At 73.1% G+C, this 18,619-nt stretch carries 14 protein-coding genes; 5 read left to right on the top strand and 9 right to left on the bottom strand.

All coding sequences use genetic code 11. The annotated features are described in order from the left end of the window. Nucleotides 1-6: 6 nt before the first annotated feature. Both OHS82_RS05815 and OHS82_RS05810 read right to left on the bottom strand, forming a co-directional pair. A complete protein-coding gene (locus OHS82_RS05815; RefSeq protein ID WP_057577486.1) occupies nt 7-2,373 on the bottom strand; it encodes a SpoIIE family protein phosphatase in 2,367 nt (788 codons plus the stop codon). Nucleotides 2,374-3,058: 685 nt separating this feature from the next. Then, entirely contained in the window at nt 3,059-3,625 is a 567-nt protein-coding gene (locus tag OHS82_RS05810; protein WP_328433415.1) for a cysteine hydrolase family protein, read from the bottom strand. A gap of 249 nt (nt 3,626-3,874) precedes the next feature. Between OHS82_RS05810 and OHS82_RS05805 the strand changes: the two genes are divergently transcribed. The 4 genes from OHS82_RS05805 (at nt 3,875) to OHS82_RS05790 (ending at nt 8,950) form a co-directional block, all read left to right on the top strand. Then, nucleotides 3,875-6,115, top strand: coding sequence for a glycoside hydrolase family 9 protein (locus OHS82_RS05805; protein WP_328433414.1), 2,241 nt, complete (start codon nt 3,875-3,877; stop codon nt 6,113-6,115). A gap of 110 nt (nt 6,116-6,225) precedes the next feature. Continuing rightward, nucleotides 6,226-6,471 (top strand): hypothetical protein, encoded by a 246-nt coding sequence (locus OHS82_RS05800; protein WP_057577667.1) that lies wholly within the window; start codon nt 6,226-6,228, stop codon nt 6,469-6,471. Between the two features lie 3 nt (nt 6,472-6,474). Continuing rightward, nucleotides 6,475-6,852, top strand: a complete 378-nt coding sequence (locus OHS82_RS05795) for a hypothetical protein (protein WP_057577480.1) — start codon at nt 6,475-6,477, stop codon at nt 6,850-6,852. A gap of 466 nt (nt 6,853-7,318) precedes the next feature. Next, nucleotides 7,319-8,950 carry an RICIN domain-containing protein gene (locus OHS82_RS05790; protein ID WP_328433413.1) on the top strand — a complete coding sequence of 544 codons (1,632 nt, stop codon included), beginning with the start codon at nt 7,319-7,321 and terminating at the stop codon, nt 8,948-8,950. A gap of 30 nt (nt 8,951-8,980) precedes the next feature. Here the strand turns inward: OHS82_RS05790 and OHS82_RS05785 are convergent, their stop codons facing one another. Beyond that, nucleotides 8,981-10,150, bottom strand: a complete 1,170-nt coding sequence (locus OHS82_RS05785; RefSeq protein ID WP_057577477.1) for a lactate 2-monooxygenase — start codon at nt 10,148-10,150, stop codon at nt 8,981-8,983. A 475-nt stretch (nt 10,151-10,625) separates the two neighbouring features. On the opposite strand from OHS82_RS05785, the gene OHS82_RS05780 reads away from it, so the two are divergent. Next, entirely contained in the window at nt 10,626-11,060 is a 435-nt protein-coding gene (locus OHS82_RS05780; protein ID WP_057577475.1) for a subtilase-type protease inhibitor, read from the top strand. 195 nt (nt 11,061-11,255) lie between these two features. Here the strand turns inward: OHS82_RS05780 and OHS82_RS05775 are convergent, their stop codons facing one another. From OHS82_RS05775 to OHS82_RS05750, 6 genes are all read right to left on the bottom strand, one after another. Continuing rightward, nucleotides 11,256-11,459, bottom strand: a complete 204-nt coding sequence (locus OHS82_RS05775; RefSeq protein WP_057577473.1) for a CDGSH iron-sulfur domain-containing protein — start codon at nt 11,457-11,459, stop codon at nt 11,256-11,258. Nucleotides 11,460-11,569: 110 nt separating this feature from the next. Further along, nucleotides 11,570-12,586 (bottom strand): iron-containing redox enzyme family protein, encoded by a 1,017-nt coding sequence (locus OHS82_RS05770; RefSeq protein ID WP_328433412.1) that lies wholly within the window; start codon nt 12,584-12,586, stop codon nt 11,570-11,572. Nucleotides 12,587-12,735: 149 nt separating this feature from the next. Further along, nucleotides 12,736-12,930, bottom strand: a complete 195-nt coding sequence (locus OHS82_RS05765) for a hypothetical protein (protein ID WP_057577470.1) — start codon at nt 12,928-12,930, stop codon at nt 12,736-12,738. A gap of 32 nt (nt 12,931-12,962) precedes the next feature. Continuing rightward, on the bottom strand, nt 12,963-13,967 hold the full coding sequence (locus tag OHS82_RS05760; protein WP_328433411.1) for a Ppx/GppA phosphatase family protein: 1,005 nt from the start codon (nt 13,965-13,967) through the stop codon (nt 12,963-12,965). A gap of 171 nt (nt 13,968-14,138) precedes the next feature. After that, nucleotides 14,139-15,641: an MFS transporter gene (locus tag OHS82_RS05755; RefSeq protein ID WP_057577467.1), complete on the bottom strand. Its 1,503-nt coding sequence runs from the start codon at nt 15,639-15,641 to the stop codon at nt 14,139-14,141. Between the two features lie 155 nt (nt 15,642-15,796). Further along, nucleotides 15,797-18,619 carry an NHLP bacteriocin export ABC transporter permease/ATPase subunit gene (locus tag OHS82_RS05750; protein WP_057577465.1) on the bottom strand — a complete coding sequence of 941 codons (2,823 nt, stop codon included), beginning with the start codon at nt 18,617-18,619 and terminating at the stop codon, nt 15,797-15,799.

Genomic DNA, 18,619 nt, shown 5'->3' with positions numbered 1-18,619 from the left:
ACCGCCTCACCCCTCCTCGAGGAGCGCCAGCTCCGCCCAGATCGTCTTGCCCTCGGCCGTGTGCCGGCTGCCCCAGCGCTGGGTGAGCTGGGCGACCAGGAGCAGGCCGCGACCGCCCTCGTCCCAGGTCTTGGCCCGGCGCAGGTGCGGGGCTGTGTGGCTGTGGTCGGAGACCTCGCAGATCAGCGTCGTCGCGTCATGGATGAGCCGCAGCCGGATGGGGCGGGAGCCGTACCGGATCGCGTTGGTGACGAGCTCGCTCACCACCAGTTCGGTGGTGAACGACGCGTCGCTCAGCTCCCAGCGCGACAACTGCTCGACGGCCTGCTTGCGGATCGGCGCGACCAGCGCGGGGTCGGCGGGGATGTCCCAGGTCGCGACCTGGGAGGCGGGCAGGCCCCGGGTGCGTGCGAGCAGCAGCGCCACGTCGTCGGCGGCCCCGCCGGGCGGCAGCAGGGTGTGCAGGATCCGGTCGCAGGTCTCGTCCAGGGAGTCCGACGGGTCTGCCAGAGCCTCCCTGAGCAGCCGGTGACCGGCGTCCGCGTCCCGCTCGCGGGACTCGGTCAGGCCGTCGGTGTAGAAGGCGAGCACACTGCCCTCGGCCACCTCCAGCTCGGCCGACTCGAACGGCAGCCCGCCCACGCCCAGCGGGGGACCGGCGGGCAGCTCGATCCGCCGGGGCGTGCCGTCCGGCCGGAGCAGCACCGGCGGGGGGTGACCGGCGCGCGCCAGGCTGCAGCGCCGCGACACCGGGTCGTACACCGCGTACAGGCAGGTCGCGCCGACCTCGCCGGGGCTGCCCTCGCCGCCGGCCTCCTCCGACAGCCGGACCACCAGGTCGTCCAGGTGGGTGAGCAGCTCGTCGGGGGCCAGGTCGATGTCGGCGAGGGTGCGCACGGCGGTGCGCAGCCGGCCCATGGTGGCCGAGGCCTGGACGCCGTGTCCGACGACGTCCCCGACGACCATGGCCACGCGCATCCCGGACAGCGGGATGACGTCGAACCAGTCGCCGCCGACCCCGGCGCGGGCGGCCGGCAGATAGCGGGAGGCGGCCTCGACGGCCGCCGTGCGCGGCAGGGTCCGCGGCAGCAGGCTGCGCTGCAGGGCGAGGGCCGTCTCGCGTTCGCGGGAGTAGCGGCGGGCGTTGTCGATGCAGACGGCGGCCCGGGTCGTGACCTCCTCCGCCAGCAGCAGGTCGTCCGGGGAGAAGGGCTCGGGCCGGCGGAACCGGGTGAGGACGGCGACGCCGAGGGTGACGCCCCGGGCCTGGATCGGCACGGACATCGTGGAGTGGATGCCGAGCTCGCGCACCCGGGCGGCGCGTGCCGGGTCCCATTCCAGCCAGGCGTCCAGACCGCCGCCGGCCACCGTGCCGACGATGGTGCGGCCCGCGGCCAGCGAGTCGGCCTGCGGCGACCCGGCCGGAAAGTCCTGTGCCTCGCCGGGCTCGGCCACCGCCTCGGGGCTGCCGGCGTTGACCGAGTGGTGCGCCGCGCGTCGCAGACTCACCGGCGGGACGAACCGGGCCGGGGGTTCGCCGTCCTGCGGGTCGAGCAGGTCGACGCTGACGAAGTCCGCGAGCGCGGGGACGCACACCTCGGCCAGCTCCTGGGCCGTGCGCGTCACGTCGAGGGTGCTGCCGATGCGCACGCTCGCCTCGTTGACCAGCTGGAGCCGCTCACGGGAGCGGTGGTGCTCGGTGAAGTCGTGGGCGGCCAGGCACACGCCCCGGATCCGGCCGGCCGGATCGGTCACCGGCGCCATCCGGGCCAGCCAGGCGTGCGCGCGGCCCTCACCGCCGGTCCGCAGGTACGTCTCGACGTCCTGGGCCCGGCCGCTGTGGAGCACCTGGAGCATGTGCCGTTCCAGTTCGGAGCTCTGCGACAGGCCGCCGATCTCGGAGAGCCGCAGGCCCTTGACGCGCTCCTCGGGCAGCCCGATGACGTCGCTCATCGCGTCGTTGATCCGGCGCAGCCGTAGCTGTTCGTCGTAGACCGCCACCGGGCAGGGGGACTGGACCAGCCCCGCAGTGGCGAGCGGCTCCTCCGAGGGGGCGGGACCGTTCCCGGTGAGAGGGGTGACGACGAGCCACTGCCCGGGCCGGCCGTCCTCGGACCGGCTGTGGTGGGCGAGCAGCCAGGTCGGCATCGGTCGGCCGTCGCGGTGGCGCAAAGTCACCGTTCCGTCCCAGCGGGAACCGGTGGGGAGGGGCAGGGCCTCGCTCAGGAGTTCCGCGGCGGGCCGGCCCACGACCTCGTCCGGGGACCAGCCGAGGAGGGCCCGGGCGCCCTCGTTCCACCCGATGAGCGTGCCGACGTCGTCGACGACGGCCCGGGCCGTCGCGGCCTCGTCGAACGGATACTCCGGGCTCATCTCGCCACTCCCGTGCGGGCACTCACAGTGAACAGGCAGGTCACTTCCGTTCCAGCCTAGTGCGTACGGCCCGCGCGTGGACCGGAACCCCTGTGGGGCGGCCGCACAGCGGACGTGCGCCGGGGTCAAGAGGCAGAACCGGCCGATCTTCACCGAGAGCGGCCCAGAGGGTTCACGAGGACGCAGGGGGATTTCCGCACCCTGGACGGGCCGGAGTGGGGCGTCGTCAGATCCTGTTGGGCGGCGATGAGTTGCGAGGACTTCCGATTCCGATGTCCGGATGCGGGGAGAGCCGTCCACGTCGGTCACGCGCAGACCGGTCCTCGCCGCCCCCGCGGTCGCACCGGCCGCCGGAGCAGTCCTCGGCGCCCCGCCGGCCCTGGTCGCCGCGCACGCAAGGAGCGGGCCGGGGCGCCACACGGTACCGCTGCGTGACGGCCGGCGGTTCGCGCCAGGCGACGCCGTCGGACCCACCGCCCCGACCGGCCGGCACGCGGACGCCGGCGACCGACATCTTCCGCTCCGACCCGGACGAGGGCTCCGCCTCAAGGGCGTGCGCACCGCGTTCCGCGGCAAGGCGCTCCCCGTCGTGCGCGCCGTCGAGGCCGGAGCCCGCAAGGCGACCGCGCGGGCGCCCGCCCGCCCCTCACGCCGCCCCGCCTGGCCCTGCCCTCGCGGGAGCGGCTCAGCCCGTCGCGGTCCCCTCGAACGTCACCTTCGCCGTGTCCACCGTGCCCGCGCTGCGGCCGGGCGCGCTCTGCCACGACCAGTACAGGTTGGTGTGGGCGATGACCTGCTCCGGGGCGGGCGCGCCGTACTGGCTGAGATCCTCCGTGGTGTGCGCGTCACCGACCAGCGTCACGTCGTAGCCCCGCACGAAGGCTCCGTGCAGGGTCGAGCGGATGCACGCGTCCGTCTGCGCACCCGTGACGAAGACCCGGCCCACCCCGTGTTCGGCGAGCACCGACTCCAGCTCCGTGTCCTCGAAGGAGTCGAAGTAGGTCTTGTGCACGAGCGGCTCCGGATCGAGGCGGACCAGCTCCTCGACGTACTGCCAGTTCTCGCTGCCGCGCACCAGTTCGCCGTCCGAGTGCTGTATCCAGACGACCGGAGCGCCCTGCGCGCGGGCGGTGTCGATCAGGGCGCCGATGTTGGCGATCACCTCGTCGCGCCGGGGCGCGCCCGCCACCACGCCCTTCTGGACGTCGATGACGAGCAGGGCCGTACGCGGCCGGTCGGGCAGAGTGGTCATGGAGGCTCCCCGTTCTCGCAGTGCTGTGCGGACTGTCCACCCTAGGACGCCCCACTGACAACGCCCCGTCCGCACGGCCGCCGCCGGCACGCCCCGGCCCCGCCGGCAACGGCCCGAGGTCATTTCGTCCGCACCGTTGACGGGGTGTCATGACTGCAACAAGCATGTCCCTCGACCCCTCCCTGGGAGCGCTCCCATCGGCCGCCCGGTCCGGTACGGAGCGCCCCGCGTCTTTCGAGGAGCCCGGACGTGAAACGACGCAGAACGGCCCTGCTGTCCCTCGCGGCCCTGCTGGGCGCGGCGCTCACCGCGCTGCCCGCCCAGCAGGCCGGTGCCGACGAGACCGAACAGGTCAGGAACGGCGGCTTCGACACGACCGCCGACCCGTGGTGGACCAGTAACGTCAGCGCAGGCCTCGCCGACGGCAGGCTCTGCGCGGACGTGCCCGGCGGCACCGCCAACCGCTGGGACTCCGCCGTCGGCCAGAACGACATCACCCTGCAGAAGGGGTCGACGTACCGTTTCTCCTTCAGCGCCTCCGGAGTGCCCGAGGGGCATGTGGTGCGCGCTGTCGTGGGCCTCGGGGCCGCACCGTACGACACCTGGTACGAGGCGACCCCGGTGCTGAGCGCGTCGGGGGGTTCGTACGCGTACACCTTCACCGCGCCCGTCGACAGCGCGCAGGGGCAGGTCGCCTTCCAGGTCGGCGGCAGCGCCGACCCCTGGCGGTTCTGCCTGGACGACGTGTCGCTGCTGGGCGGGGTGCCGCCCGAGGTGTACGAGCCCGACACCGGACCGCGGGTGCGCGTCAACCAGGTCGCCTACCTGCCCGGCGGGCCGAAGAACGCCACGCTGGTGACGGACGCCGCGGGCAAGCTGCCCTGGCGGCTGAAGAACGCCGCCGGGACGACGGTCGCGAAGGGCTGGAGCGTGCCGCGCGGCCTCGACGCCTCGTCCGGACAGCGCGTGCACTCCATCGACTTCGGGGCCTACCGCAAGGGCGGCACCGGATTCACCCTGGTCGCCGACGGCGAGACCAGCCGCCCGTTCGACATCGGCACGGCCGCCTACCGCCGGTTGCGGGTCGACGCGGCGAAGTACTACTACACGCAGCGCAGCGGTATCGCGATCCGCGACGACCTGCGGCCCGGATACGGCAGGGCCGCCGGACACGTGGGCGTCGCGCCCAACCGGGGTGACGCGTCGGTGCCCTGTCAGCCCGGGGTGTGCGACTACGCCCTCGACGTCTCCGGCGGCTGGTACGACGCCGGGGACCACGGCAAGTACGTCGTCAACGGGGGTATCGCGGTCTGGGAGCTGATGAGCACCTACGAACGCTCCCTGCACGCCCGCACCGGGCATCCTGCCGCGCTCGGCGACGGCACGCTCGCCCTGCCCGAGAGCGGCAACAGGACGCCGGACGTCCTCGACGAGGCCCGCTGGGAGCTGGACTTCCTGCTGAGGATGCAGGTGCCGGCCGGTCAGCCGCTGGCGGGCATGGCCCATCACAAGGTCCACGACGAACAGTGGACGGGCCTGCCGCTGCTGCCTGACGACGACCCGCAAAAGCGCGAGCTGCACCCGCCGACGACCACCGCGACCCTCAACCTGGCCGCCACCGCCGCCCAGGCGGCCCGGCTCTACAAGCCCTACGACAAGGCGTTCGCGGCGAAGGCGCTGAAGGCGGCGCGCACCGCCTGGGCGGCGGCCGTGGCGCACCCGCAGGTGTACGCCGATCCGGCCGACGCCACCGGCGGAGGCGCCTACAACGACACCGACGCGACCGACGAGTTCTACTGGGCGGCTGCCGAGCTGTACCTGACCACGGGGGAGAAGCGGTACGCCGACTTCGTCGCCGGTTCGCCCGTGCACATCGCCGACGTGTTCGGCCCCTACGGCTTCGACTGGTCCCGCACGGCCGCCGCCGGTCGGCTCGACCTCGCCCTCGTGCCCAGCATGCTGCCGGGACGGGACAAGGTGCGCCGCTCGGTGGTGCGCGGCGCGGACACGTATCTGGCCGCGCTGGCGGCACAGCCGTACGGCATGCCCTACGCGCCCGACAACAATCTCTACGACTGGGGTTCGAGCCACCAGGTCCTGAACAACGCCGTGGTGATCGCCACCGCCTACGATCTGACCGGCGCCTCGAAGTACCGTGACGCCGCCGTCGAGAGCATGGACTACGTCCTCGGCCGCAACGCCCTCAACATCTCGTACGTCACCGGCTACGGCGAGGTGAACTCCCACCGTCAGCACAGCCGTTGGTACGCCCACCAGCTCGACCCGAACCTGCCGGACCCGCCGGCCGGGACGCTCGCGGGCGGACCGAACTCGAGCATCCAGGACCCCTATGCGCAGAGCAAGCTCCAGGGGTGCGTCGGGCAGTTCTGCTACATCGACGACATTCAGTCCTGGTCGACGAACGAGACCGCGATCAACTGGAATGCGGCGCTGGCCCGGATGGCGTCCTTCGTGGCGGATCAGCAATAGGACGCGACCGGTCGCGATCGTGCACGGACGAACACCTTCTGGTACCGCGCGGTCATCAGTTTGACCTGGGGAGATTTACGAGTAAGTACCCGCGCGGTACCGTGAAGGGCATGCCAGCCCTCAATGTGGAGTTCAGCGATCGCGAGCTGGAGGACCTGCGGCAGATCGCCAAGGAACGCGGTACGTCGATGAAGGCACTCGTGCGGGAGGCGGCCGCGGCCGACATCGCGCGGCACCGGGCGCTGCAGGAGGGCGCGGAGGAATTCCGCAGGTTCTTCGCGTCCCATGCCGACGAGTTCGCGGCCGCCTTCCCCGACGACGAGCGCTCCGCCAGGAGCGAGGGGCGGGTCGCCTGACCGATGACAGCCGTCATCCACATCGACGTGCCCTGGCTGCTCCAGCGCCATGAAGAGGTCCTGCCCGAGCAGCCCACCGTCAACGACTTCTCGGCCCTGGTCGCCGCCGTCGCCCGGCACCGGGTCGACCCGCCCAAACTGGGGGTGGACTCCGACCCCGCCTGGCGGGCCGCCGCACTGCTGCACACGCTCACCCTGCTCAGGCCGCTGCCGTCGGCCAACGCCCGCTTCGCCTGTGCGACGGCGGTGGCGTACATGTTCACCAGCGGTGTCGGCATCGATCCGCCGTACGGCGCGCTCGTCGACCTCGCCCGGGATCTCCTCGACGGCAAGACCGACGTGTACGGCGCGGCGGACCGGCTGCGCTCCTGGCAGATATAGCGCGCTCGCACGGGACGCCGAAGGAGAGGACGTCGAAGCCTTCCGGGCCGCCGGCCGAGGGCGGGAGGAACAGGGCCGGCGGCCGTTTCGCGCAGGAGAGCCGCCGTCCTGCGCGGGGCCCTTCGAGGAAGTGGCCGGTTCCACCCAACTACCCGGGCCGGTGCGGCGGGAGCGTGCGCGGAGCCCTGCCGCGTGCGCGTGTTTCACACGGGGCGCAAGAACGGATTCCGACCGGAACGCCCGGCCGTGCGGAAAGGCGCCGTACAAGGTGGGAGCCGCTTTCCGCTTATCGACTTTCTATCAACAATGGGCGCCTTCGGCTCTCGCCTTGTTGCGCGCGACTTAGTTGTGCAAAGGTGAACCACCCGTGCAGGGGATCATGGCCAGGTCCCCTGCGTTCGTCGGCGGAGGCGAATTGGCGCTCCCTGCCCGCACCGAACAGGTACGTACCAAAGGAATTCGCTCAGTGCCCACCCCCCAGCCTCCGCTTCCGCCCTACCCCCCGCCGGGCGAGGGCCCCGGAGAGTCCGACGAGTCCCTCGCCGCCGGGATACGCGGTGGCGCGGACAGCGAGGTCGCCCAGTCCACGGCGCTGCTGATCGCCCGGCACTGGCGGCCGGTGCACGAGTACGCGGTCATCTGTCTCGCCTCCTCCGGAAGCGTCGCGTCGATGATCACCGCCGCCGCCTTCCACCAGGTCTTCGACCGGCTCAAGCTGGGCGAGCCGGGCACCGCGCTGCGCCCTCGACTGCTGGTGACCGTCCGGGACATGGCCCGGCTGTGGTCCGCCGACGAGCAGCTGTCCGGCGTCCTGCCGGTGCTGCGCAAACCGGCCGGGGCGCGCGGTATGCGCACCGCGAAGTCCATGACGCCGGAGAACCGGGTGCTGGCGGAACGCTCGTTCCAGGGGCTCCCCGCGGTCGCCCGCTGCGTTCTGTGGCACGTGGAGGTCGAGGCCGAGCAGATCACCGTCGCAGCCGGACTGCTCGGCATGGACACCGAGACCGTGTCCGCGGCCCTCGAACAGGCCCGCGACAAGCTCCGCGAGGGCGTCGTGCGCGCCCACCGGGAACTCGCGCCGAGCAAGGACTGCCGTTTCTACAACCGACTGCTGGACGTGCCCATCCGGCGCGGCGGCGAACTCCTGCCCGACGTGCGCAAGCACCTGGACGAGTGCCGCTACTGCCGCTCCGCCGCGGAACAGCTCGGCGGCTTCGAGAGCGGCCTCGGCCTGCTGCTCGCCGAGGCGGTCCTCGGCTGGGGCGCCCGCCGCTACCACGACACCCGGCCGGGCCGGACCCGTCAGCAGACCGTGCGCCTCAAGGGCTCGGCGCGGCACCGGGGCGGCGGTACCCGGGGCCGGCGCGGCGCTCTTCTCGCGAAGATCCCCTCGCCGCGCCGGCGCTCGTCCGACGGCCCGCGCTCGGCGCGCAGGCTGTTCGCCGGCGTCGGCCTGGCGTCGGCCGGCCTGGTGACCACCCTGCTCGCGGCCGGCCTGTGGACGGACGGCGGCGGAGCCGACCCCGCCTCCTCCAGCACCGGCGTCCCCGGCACCGACTCGCAGGCCGCCACCGCCTCGCCGACCGCCCCCGGCACCGCCCGGCTGCCCGCCACGCCCCGGCAGACCAGGCTGCGCAACGCCGGCGCCGACCTGTGCCTGGACGTCCGCGGCGAGGCGAAGGCGGGCGCCTCCGTCGAGCTGGCGGGCTGTTCGTCCGAGGCGACCCAGCGCTGGTCGTACGACGACGACGGGCAGGTGCGCAGCGTGGCCCGGCCCGACCTGTGCGTGGACTCGCACGTGGACGCCGGCGTGGTCGTCCTCGGCGGGTGCGTCGACGCCACCGACGCCCGCGGCGACGACGTCCGCTACGACCTCACCGTGCAGGGCGAGTTGCTGCCGCGCTGGGACGACGCGCTCGCTCTCGCCCCGGCCGGTGAGAACGCCGGCAGCGACGTGGTGGTGAAGGTGCGCGACCACTCGGCGAGTCAGCGCTGGCTCACCGACGGCCCCTCGGCGAGCCCGGGCTCCCTCGCGGTCGCCGGCACCGGGGCGCCGCCCTCGGCCCGGCCCGTCGACCTGGCGGACGGGTCCGTCTGAGGCCCGGTCCTCCCCGGCCCGGGCCGACCGTCAGCCGGCGTCCTCGACCAGGTCCTCGGGGCCGACGGTCGACGGCCCGCGGTGGCCGCACAGGGCCAGCGTGAGGTCGAACTCGGCGAGCAGGCAGCGGATCACGTGCTCGACGCCGGACTGCCCGTCCAGGCCCAGCCCGTAGACGTAGGGCCTGCCGAGCAGGACCGCTCGTGCGCCGAGGGCGAGGGCCTTGAACACGTCGTCGCCGGTGCGCACCCCGCTGTCGAACAGCACGCTCAGCCGGTCGCCGACCGCCCGCGCCACCCGGGGCAGCGCGTCGGCGGCCGCCACCGCGCCGGCCACCTGCCGGCCGCCGTGGTTGGAGACCACCACGCCGTCCATCCCGGCGTCCGCCGCCAGTCGCGCGTCGTCGGGGTGCAGCACGCCCTTGAGGACGATCGGGCCGTCCCAGTTCTCCCGCAGGAACGCCAGGTCCGGCCAGGTCTTGCCGGGGTCCGCGAACAGGCTCACGAAGTGCAGCACCGCCGCGTTCGGGTCCTCGTGCACGGGCCTGGCGAGACCCGCCGCGAAGGCGGGGTCGGTGAAGTAGTTGGCCGTGCCCACACCGTGCAGGAACGGCAGATAGGCCTGGTCGAGGTCGCGGGGCCGCCAGGCCAGCATCGGGGTGTCGAGGGTGACGACCAGCACCGTGAAGCCGCTCGTTCTCGCGCGGCCCAGAAAGCTGCGGGTGACCTCACGGTCCTTGGACCAGTACAGCTGGAACCAGCGCTCGGCGTCCCCCATCGCCTCGGCCACCTGCTCGATGGGCGTGCTGGAGGCCGACGACAGGATGTACGGGACCCCGTGCGCCGCCGCCGCCCGGGCCGCCGCCGACTCGGCCTCCGGATGCATGATCGACAGCACCCCGACCGGCGCCAGCGCCAGCGGCGCTGGCAGCGTACGGCCCAGCAACTCGACCGACAGGTCCCGCTCGTGCACGTCGCGCAGCATGCGCGGCACGATCCGGCGGCGCTCCAGCGCCGCCCGGTTGGCCCGTGCCGTGCTTCCGTCGCCCGCGCTGCCCGCGACATAGCCGACCGGACCCGGTCCGAGCCGTTGCTCGGTGAGCTCCTCCAGGCGGGTCAGATCGGTGGGCAGCCGGGGGACCGCGCCGGTCATACCGTTGAGGTAGATCTCGTACTGGAAGTCCCCCCAGTGCTTGGCCATCCGACCGTCCCCTCTCTCGTCGTCCCGGCGTCCCGTCGCGCCGTCGCGCGGGCGGGGTGCAGCAGGGTGACCATACCGGCGGGTCGGTGCCGTGGTCCGGTCCATGCCGCCACTCGGGGCGCGCGCACCCACCGGGCGTCTGCGAGGGCCTCCGGGGGTGCGGTGCGCGGTCGGTCCGGTCGGCTTCCGAAGGGATCGCCGGGGGAGTGGGGGCGCTAGCGGAATGTTTCAGGCCGATTAACGAAGCTATGGGAACCGGTCATCGAACCGATCGAACGGATCATGAAGCGCTTGTTTTCGGCGTTGGAACGTTCGAATTTAGTGACTTCACGCCACTGATTCAATACGCAAGGTTACCGAAACCCATGGGGTCGATATGAGATTCGGCGACGGACTCGGCAGACTCGCGCTCGCCGCGTTCGGCACCGACCGAGTCGGACCGGCACACCCCGAATCGAGCGGAAGGATGCACACAATGCGGAACACCGCGCGCTGGGCAGCGACCCTCGGCCTCACGGCCGCAACCGTCTGCGGATCCCTCACCGGATCCGCGCTCGCCGCCCCGGCCGCAGCGCCGACCTCCCTGTACGCCCCGTCGGCACTCGTGCTGACCGTGGGCCACGGAGAGACCGCCGCCACCGTCAACGCGGCCCGGGCCGTCACTCTGAGCTGCGCGCCGACGCCGTCCGGCACACACCCGGCCGCCTCCCTGGCCTGCGCCGAACTGCGCGCCGTCGGCGGCGACCCGGAGCTCCTCGCGGGCCCCGGCCACGCCGTGTGCACCAGGCAGTACGACCCGGTGGTCGTCACCGTGGACGGCGTGTGGCAGGGCAGGCGCGTCGCCTTCGCGCACACCTTCGCCAACGAGTGCGTGAAGAACGCTGCCGAGAGCAGCCTCTTCGCGTTCTGAGGACCGGGATCACACGGTCCCCGTGGACACCGAGGCAGGCTCGTGACGTGGGGAGTGCGAGCCCCTGACGCGGGACCGCTGTGATCTCGTACCCGGAGGCCGGATCGGCGGTGTGGGGCTGCCGCCGGCCTCCGGGCTTTTCGTGTACGACCGGGCCGCATCCGACCGAGCGGATGCGGCCTTTCGGGCGGCTGGCTAGGAACGCTCCCGGTCCCGGTGGCTGGTGTCGCACCAGGGATAGCGGCGGCTGCGCCGGCAGGTGCACAGAGCGACCCGGAAGCGGTCGGAGGAGACGGTGGTGCCGTCCTCCAGTTCCACCTCCACCGGGCCCTCGACGAGCAGGGGTCCCCGGCGTCGGACGCTGATCCGGCAGGGCTTGTCGGCGGGGGAGTTCGGCACGGGCGACCACCAGCTCCTCGTTCTCGTCGTCGGCTCTCGTCGGCTCTCGTCGGCTCTCGTCGGAGTCGTCGGGTCTCGGCGCCTCCCGTCGTCGTGGGGCGGCGGGCCGGTCAGGGGGCGCGGACGGGCTCCCGTTCCGGCAGCGGGATCCGCAGGGAGGACCCGCCCGAGCGCCAGGCGGCCAGCAGACGGCTCCCGAGGCGGTCCTCCAGCATCCCGGTCGCGTCGACGCCGAACGCGATGTCGGCCGCGAGGTGGGGTTCTTCCTCGAGCAGGCCGGCGATGACCTCGTGGCGCACGACCTGCTCGTGGACGGCGTCCGCCTCGACGTGCTCGTCGTAGAAGTGCACGGCGGCGGGGCCGGCGTCCGCGCGGCGCATCGCCTGCGCGAGCCGCCGCGAGCCGGGCGAGGAGGTGATCTCCACCGCCGCGAAGTGGCCGATCAGCGCGCCTCGCAGGGACCGGTGCAGGCCGAACAGCGACATCATGTTGACCACGGCCAACGCCTGCGCGCACGCCGCGTCGAGGTAGCGGCCGTAGCCGGTGTCCAGCCCCAGGTCCTCCATCAGGTCCGCGAAGAGCCGGGCGTGCACGCGCTCGGCCCGGCCGCCGCCGTACTCGTCGAACTCCACCGCCGCCATGGCCGCCTTGGCCCGGCCCCACAGCCGCGGCAGCACCCACGCGTGCGGGTCCGCCTCCTTGAGGTGGTACAGGGAGCGCTGGGCCGCGTACTCGCGCAGCTGCCAGACCTCGCCCTCGGCGGCCAGGAAGTGACTGACCCCCGTGCCCTCGACGGGCTCCACGAGGATCTCCGCCAGCGCCTCGTCGAGTGAGGCGTGGACCGGTGTGTCCGCGCGCAGGGAGGTGAGGAAGCGGTGTTCCAGCGCGCCCCGGACCCGCAGCAGCGCCGGGTCCCACTCGCGGTCCGGGGACACCCCGGCGAAACCGCGGTAGTGCAGCTCGTAGCAGAGGTACAGGGCCAGCTGCAGGTCGTCGCCGTACGGGGAGGCGGACGCCGCCGCCTCGGCCGCCGGGAGCGGGCCCGCGTCCTCGAGGTATGCGCGGACGCCCGTGGAGATCGGCCCCCGGGGGACCGGCAGGGGCGGCCCGGCAAGGTCGTGTGCCATGCGGGCCGGGTACCCCGCGGGCGGCGGAACACCCCTCGGCCTGCGGTTCGACGGAGAAGGCGGTGCAAGGGAGAAGGCGGTGCGATGGGAAGGGGCGTCGGCGTCGCGCAGGGCGTCGCCCCTCTGTCCGGGTGTGTGGCGCCGGGGGCTCAGTCTCCCCGGGACTCCTCCTCGTCGCGCCGGTCGGTGGGGAGGGCGTCGGCGGCCTCTCCCCTGCGCCGGGAACGCTCGCCGTCCGGGTCGTCGCCGCGGGTCTCGGCGTCCTCCATCTCGCGGATGACCTCCTCCAGAGCGGTCCGGGGGCGGTCCTGGCCGGTGTCGGGCCGCTGGTCGTCGTCGGGCACGGTGGCTTCCTTCCGCCGGGTTCGGATCGGTCTCAGTGTTTCGCGAGGTGCAGCGGGATCGGCTCCGGGGGCGCGTCTGCGTCGTCGGCGAGCCGGGTGACCTCCGCCCACCAGGCCGGGCCGTCCTCCAGGTGGCGCAGCATGACGCCCTCGCGGATGGCCCAGGGGCAGACGGTGAGCGTGGAGAGCCCGGTGAGCTTCATCGCCGTGTGCCCGAGCACCGCGCCGGCCAGGCTCTGCGCGGCGCGCGGCGCGGAGACGCCGGGCAGCCGGGCGCGTTCGGCCGAGGGCAGGGCGGCCAGCCTGTCGATGGCCTCCCGCAGGTCGCCGCGGCGCAGGGTGCGGTCCATGAACGGGCCGTGCCGCCCGGGCGCCGCGCCGCACAGCCGGCCGAGCTGCTGGAAGGTCCGGGAGGTGGCCACCGCCGTGCGCGGGCCCTCCCAGCGGATCCGGGCTGCCACGTCCCTGAGCTGGTGACGGATCCGGCGGCGGACCGCGCGCAGGAGCTCGGGGGACGGCGGGTCCTGGTCCGCGAAGAAGTCGTGGGTGAGGCGGGCCGCGCCCAGCGGCAGGGAGACGACGAAGTCCGGCAGGCGGCCCCGGCCGAAGGCCATCTCGAAGGAACCGCCGCCGATGTCCATCAGCGCGAGGGGTCCCGACCGCCAGCCCATCCAGCGCCGGGCCCCGAGGAACGTCAGCTCCGCCTCCACCTCGCCCGGCAGGGTGGACAGCGCGACGCCGCTGCGCGCGCGGACGGTGCGCAGCACGGCCTGCCGGTTGGGGGCGGCGCGCACCACGGCGGTGGCGAAGGCGAGCGGCCCCGTGGCGCCCCACCGGTCCGCGGTCCGGGCCGCGGCGGAGACCGCCCGCACGAGTCGTTCCACGGCCTCGTCCGGGAGGGGGTCGCCGGGCTTGACCTGCTCGGACAGCCGCAGTCGCCACTTGGCCGTGTGCACCGGCAGCGGAACTCCGTCCGCCGCGTCGGCGACCACGAGCCGCACGGTGTTCGACCCCACGTCCAGCACGCTGATTCTCATGGACCGCGAGTACCCAGGCCCTTGCCTTCATGCGTCGCCGAGCGGGAACGGAACGTAACGGGATGATGTGGGATAAAGAGGAGTTCGTCGACGGCCCGGACGCCGGTGGGGGCCGCCGTCCGGTGCGGACGGCGGCCCCTCTCCCCGGTGGGCGGTTCTGTGCCCGGTCCGTCACATGTGGATCACCGGCGCGGCGTCGGCGTCCTGCTCCGGCACTCCACGGCGGAAGAGCGCGAAGGCGATGACCGCGCCCGCGACGAAGAAGCCGGCCGACCACCAGAAGGCCGTGGTGTAGCTCTCGATGGTGGCCTGTGCCCGGACCAGCTTGTCCGCCGGGTTCTTGCCGGCCAGGTACTCCGTCGCGGCACTCGCGGCGAGGGTGTTCAGCAGGGCCGTGCCGATCGATCCGCCCACCTGCTGCATCGCGTTGACGGTGGCCGAGGCCACGCCCGCGTCCTCGGCGGCGACCCCGCCGGTGGCCAGCTGCATGGCGGGCGGCATGACCAGACCGAGGCCGATGCCGGTGACGACCAGCTGCGGCAGGACGGCGCTCAGGTAGTGCGAGCCGACGCCGATCCCGGTCAGCCAGGCCATGCCGGCCGCGGCGATGGCGAAGCCCAGCGGGATGACCGCCTTCGGGCCCAGCCGTGGGACCAGGACCGTCGTGCCGAGCTGCGCGGCGATCATGAGCGCGCCGACCATCGGCAGGAACGCCACACCCGTCTTCGTGGGGCTGAAGCCGAGGTTCAGCTGCAGGTAGTAGGTGAGGAAGAGGAACACGCCGAACATGCCGGCGCCGGAGATGAGCACGGCGAAGAAGGAGGCCGCTCGGTTGCGGTCGAGCAGGATGCGCAGCGGCAGCAGCGGGTGTGCGGCGCGGGTCTGCCACCAGGTGAAGGCGGCGAGCAGCAGGGCGCCCGCGATCAGGAAGCCCCAGGTCCGGGGGGAGTCCCAGTCGTGCGTCTCCGCGTTGGAGAAGCCGTAGACGAGGGCGAAGAGTCCGGAGGCGACCAGGACGGTGCCGGGCACGTCCAGCTTGGAGTTCGCGGCGTCGCGGTGGTTGGAGAGCAGGAGCCAGCCGCCCGCGAAGGCGAGGACGGCGATGGCCACGTTGACGTAGAGCGTCCAGCGCCAGTCGAGCGCGTCGGTCAGGATGCCGCCGAGCAGCAGGCCCACCGCGCCGCCCGCGCCGGCGATGGCGCCGTAGACGCTGAACGCCTTGGCCCGCTCCTTGGCGTCGGTGAACGTGGTGTTGAGCAGGGAGAGCGCGGCCGGGGCGAGGAGCGCGCCGAACGCGCCCTGCAGTGCGCGGGCGGTGACCAGCATCTCGAAGTTGGTGGCGGCGCCGCCGAGCGCCGAGACGGCGGCGAAACCGACGACGCCGATCAGGAAGGCCGTCTTGCGGCCGAAGAGGTCGGCTATGCGGCCGCCGAGCAGCAGCAGGGAGGCGAAGGCCAGGGCGTACGCGGTGACGATCCACTGCCGGCTGCCGTCGGAGAAGCCGAGGTCTGCCTGGGCGGAGGGCAGCGCGATGTTCACGATGGTGGCGTCCAGGACCACCATCAGCTGGGCGAGGGCGACCACCGCGAGGATCCACCATTTCTTGGCGGAGGCCGCGGACGGATCCTGTTCGGCGCCGGCGAGGGCGTCTTCCGTCAGGGTTTTGGAGGACACGGGGAACCACTCCAGGGACGTCGGCAAAGAGCACGTAAACGAAACTGTTTCGTACACATGGAGGCTAGACCAGATTCTGCGAAACGGCAAAGTTTCGTTAGCGCGGGCCGGATGGGCCAGGGGACGATCACGCGGCCGGGCACGTCCGGCGGGGTCTACGCCAGCTGCCGTCGCACCAGCTCGTGCAGCCGGCCTCCGGTGTCCGCGAGGAGCTGCGCCGGCGGGCCCTGTTGGGCGATCCTGCCGTTCTCCATCACGATCACCCGGTCGGCGTCCATCACCGTCGACAGCCGGTGCGCGATGACCACGCGCGTCGCGTTGAGCTTGCGCGTGCTCTCGATGACCGTGCGCTGCGTCTCGTTGTCGAGGGCGCTGGTCGCCTCGTCGAAGAACAGGATGCGCGGCCGCCGGATCAGCGCCTGCGCGATCATGAGCCGCTGCCGCTGACCGCCCGAGACGGACCCGCTGCCGGAGACGATCGTGTGCAGCCCCATCGGCATACGCCGGATGTCCTCCGCGAGCCCCGCCAGCTCCGCGGCCGCCATCGCCTCCTCCGGCGTATAGGTCCCGGTCCCGCAGATGACGTCCAGCAGCGAGCCGGTGAACGGCTGGGCGTGCTGGAGCACCACCCCGCACTGCCGGCGCACCGCCGCCTGGTCCAGCGCGGCCAGGTCCTGGCCGTCGTACAGCACACTGCCCGAGAGGGGCCCGTCGAAGCCGATGAGCAGCCGCAGCAACGTCGACTTGCCGCAGCCGCTCGGGCCGACGACCGCCACGAACTCGCCCGGCCGCACCTCGAAGGAGACGTCGTCGAGGACGAGGGGACCGTCGTCGGAGTAGCGGAACGAGAGCCGGCGGGCCTCGAGCGCGCCGGTCAGCGGGCCGGGACGGGTGCTCGCGGCGCGCACCTCCGGGGTGGCCTCCAGTACCGGCCGGATCTCCTCGAGCAGCGGCAACGCGGCCACCGCCGACACGAACGCGCCGGTCAACGAGGTGACCGAGGTGAGCAGCATCGTCATCGAAGTGTTGAAGGTGAGGAAGTCCGCCGCCGACAGCGCCCCCCGGGCAGGGCCCGCCAGCAGCATGAACATCAGCAGCGAGCACAGCGGCAGGTACACCGAGCCCAGCACCGTGCTGAGGTTCTTGATCCGGCCGAGCCGCTGCTGCAGCTCACGACTGCGCGCGAACTGCGCCGCCCAGGCCGCGTACGCGTAGTTCTCGGCCGCCGCCACCCGCAGCTTCGGCAGCCCGCGCAACGTCTGGAACGCCTGGTTGTTCAGCTTGTTGGAGAGCACGACCAGCCGCCGCTGCCAGCGCACCTGCCACAGCCCGAGCGCCAGGAACACGGACGCGATCACGACCAGCATGCCGATCGCGGCCAGCGCCATCGGCACGCTGTACCAGAGCAGCAGCCCCAGGTTCATCGCGCCGATCGTGACGGACTGCGCGACCGAGGGTCCGAGCCCCGCCAGCAGCCGGCGGATCGCGCTGACGCCCATCGCGGCACTGGCCAGCTCACCCGTGGACCGTTCGGCGAAGAACGTCGTCGGCAGCCTGAGCAGCCGGTCCCACACCGCCGGCTGGAGCGTCGCCTCGACCCGGCCCTCCAGCCGCAGGATGGTCAGGTTCTGCAGCAGCGTGAACGCCGCCGCGACCACGCCGGCGACCATCACGGCCAGACACACCTGCACGATCAGACCCTGCTGGGCCTTCGGCACGTACTCGCCGAGCACCTTGCCGGTGGCGATCGGCACCAGCGCCCCGATCGCCACCGTCACCAACCCGCTCAGCAGCAGGTTCGTCAGATCCCCCGCGGTGCCGCGCATACAGAACCGCAGCAGCCCGAGCGGGCCGAGCCGCCGCTCCGGCAGCGGCCGGTAGAACATGACGGCCCGCGGCTCGAACTCCTCCGCGTTGGCCTTCTCGACCGGGGTCTCCCGACCGGTCGCCGGATGCACGGCGACATAGCCGCCACGCCGCCACAGCAGCGCGACGGGCGCCCCGGACAGCGCCCGGCGCCCGACCAGCGGCCCCACGTCGTCGCGCCACCAGCGGCCGTCGAGGCGGACGGCTCTGGCCCGCACCCGCGAGGCCACGGCGACCCGCTCGACCGGGTCCAGCCGGTCTCCGTCGTCGCCCGCCCGGGCGGGCTCGACGAGAGCGATCCCGGCGGCCCGCGCGACCAGCCGGCAGGCCGCGAAGGTCGCGTCGGCGTCGGCGCCCGTCGCGCGTTGCCCCGACTTCCTGCCGATCGACGCGAGCAGCGTCCGGTCGGCCTGGGCGCGCACCGCCTCGCCGGCCTTGATCCCGGCGGCCGTGCGGGTCTCGTGGGTGCGTTCCAGCTGCTCGATCCAGCGGTCCAGCGTGGTCAGCAGCCGGTACTGCTGGTCGACCATGGACTGCCACACCGCCGGGTCCATCAGCAGGTCGGCGGCCGCCTCCTCGCCGTACAGCGAGCCGTACTGCACACTGCCCGGCGGGACCTCCATCCAGAACACGTCGTCGTCCTGGACCTCCGCGGGCCCCTCCGCGGCCATCGGCGCCTGGAACAGGACCGACAGACCGCGGCCGACGCCGAGGGCCAGCGCGTACTCCAGCGGACTCGACGTCGGCGGCACATAGCGGGGGTTGCCGTACTCGTCGTACGACCAGGTCCGGGTGTGCGCGGGCTGGTACAGCTCACGCAGCCCGACGCGGTGCACCACGCAGTCCCGCGACGGGCGCGCGACCAGAGTGTGCCGGGGCCCGGCGACCGGCCCGAGCAGCAGCGCGCCCGCCTCCAGCCGGCCCAGATGGTGCCAGTGACCCTGCTCCCCGGCGTCCACCGCGAACAGGTCGAGCGCGCCCGACGCGACCAGCCACAGCACCTGCGGGCCCTCCAGGTCGAGGCGGCCCGAGCCGGCGCAGTCGATGCGCGAGCCCATCCGGCCCAGCGCGGCGAGCACGACGTCGAGCCCGCCCTCGGACACGGCAGTCAT

The organism is Streptomyces sp. NBC_00425 (assembly GCF_036030735.1).
In the GTDB taxonomy this organism is placed as follows: domain Bacteria; phylum Actinomycetota; class Actinomycetes; order Streptomycetales; family Streptomycetaceae; genus Streptomyces.
This window is presented reverse-complemented; position numbering and strand designations above follow the sequence as displayed.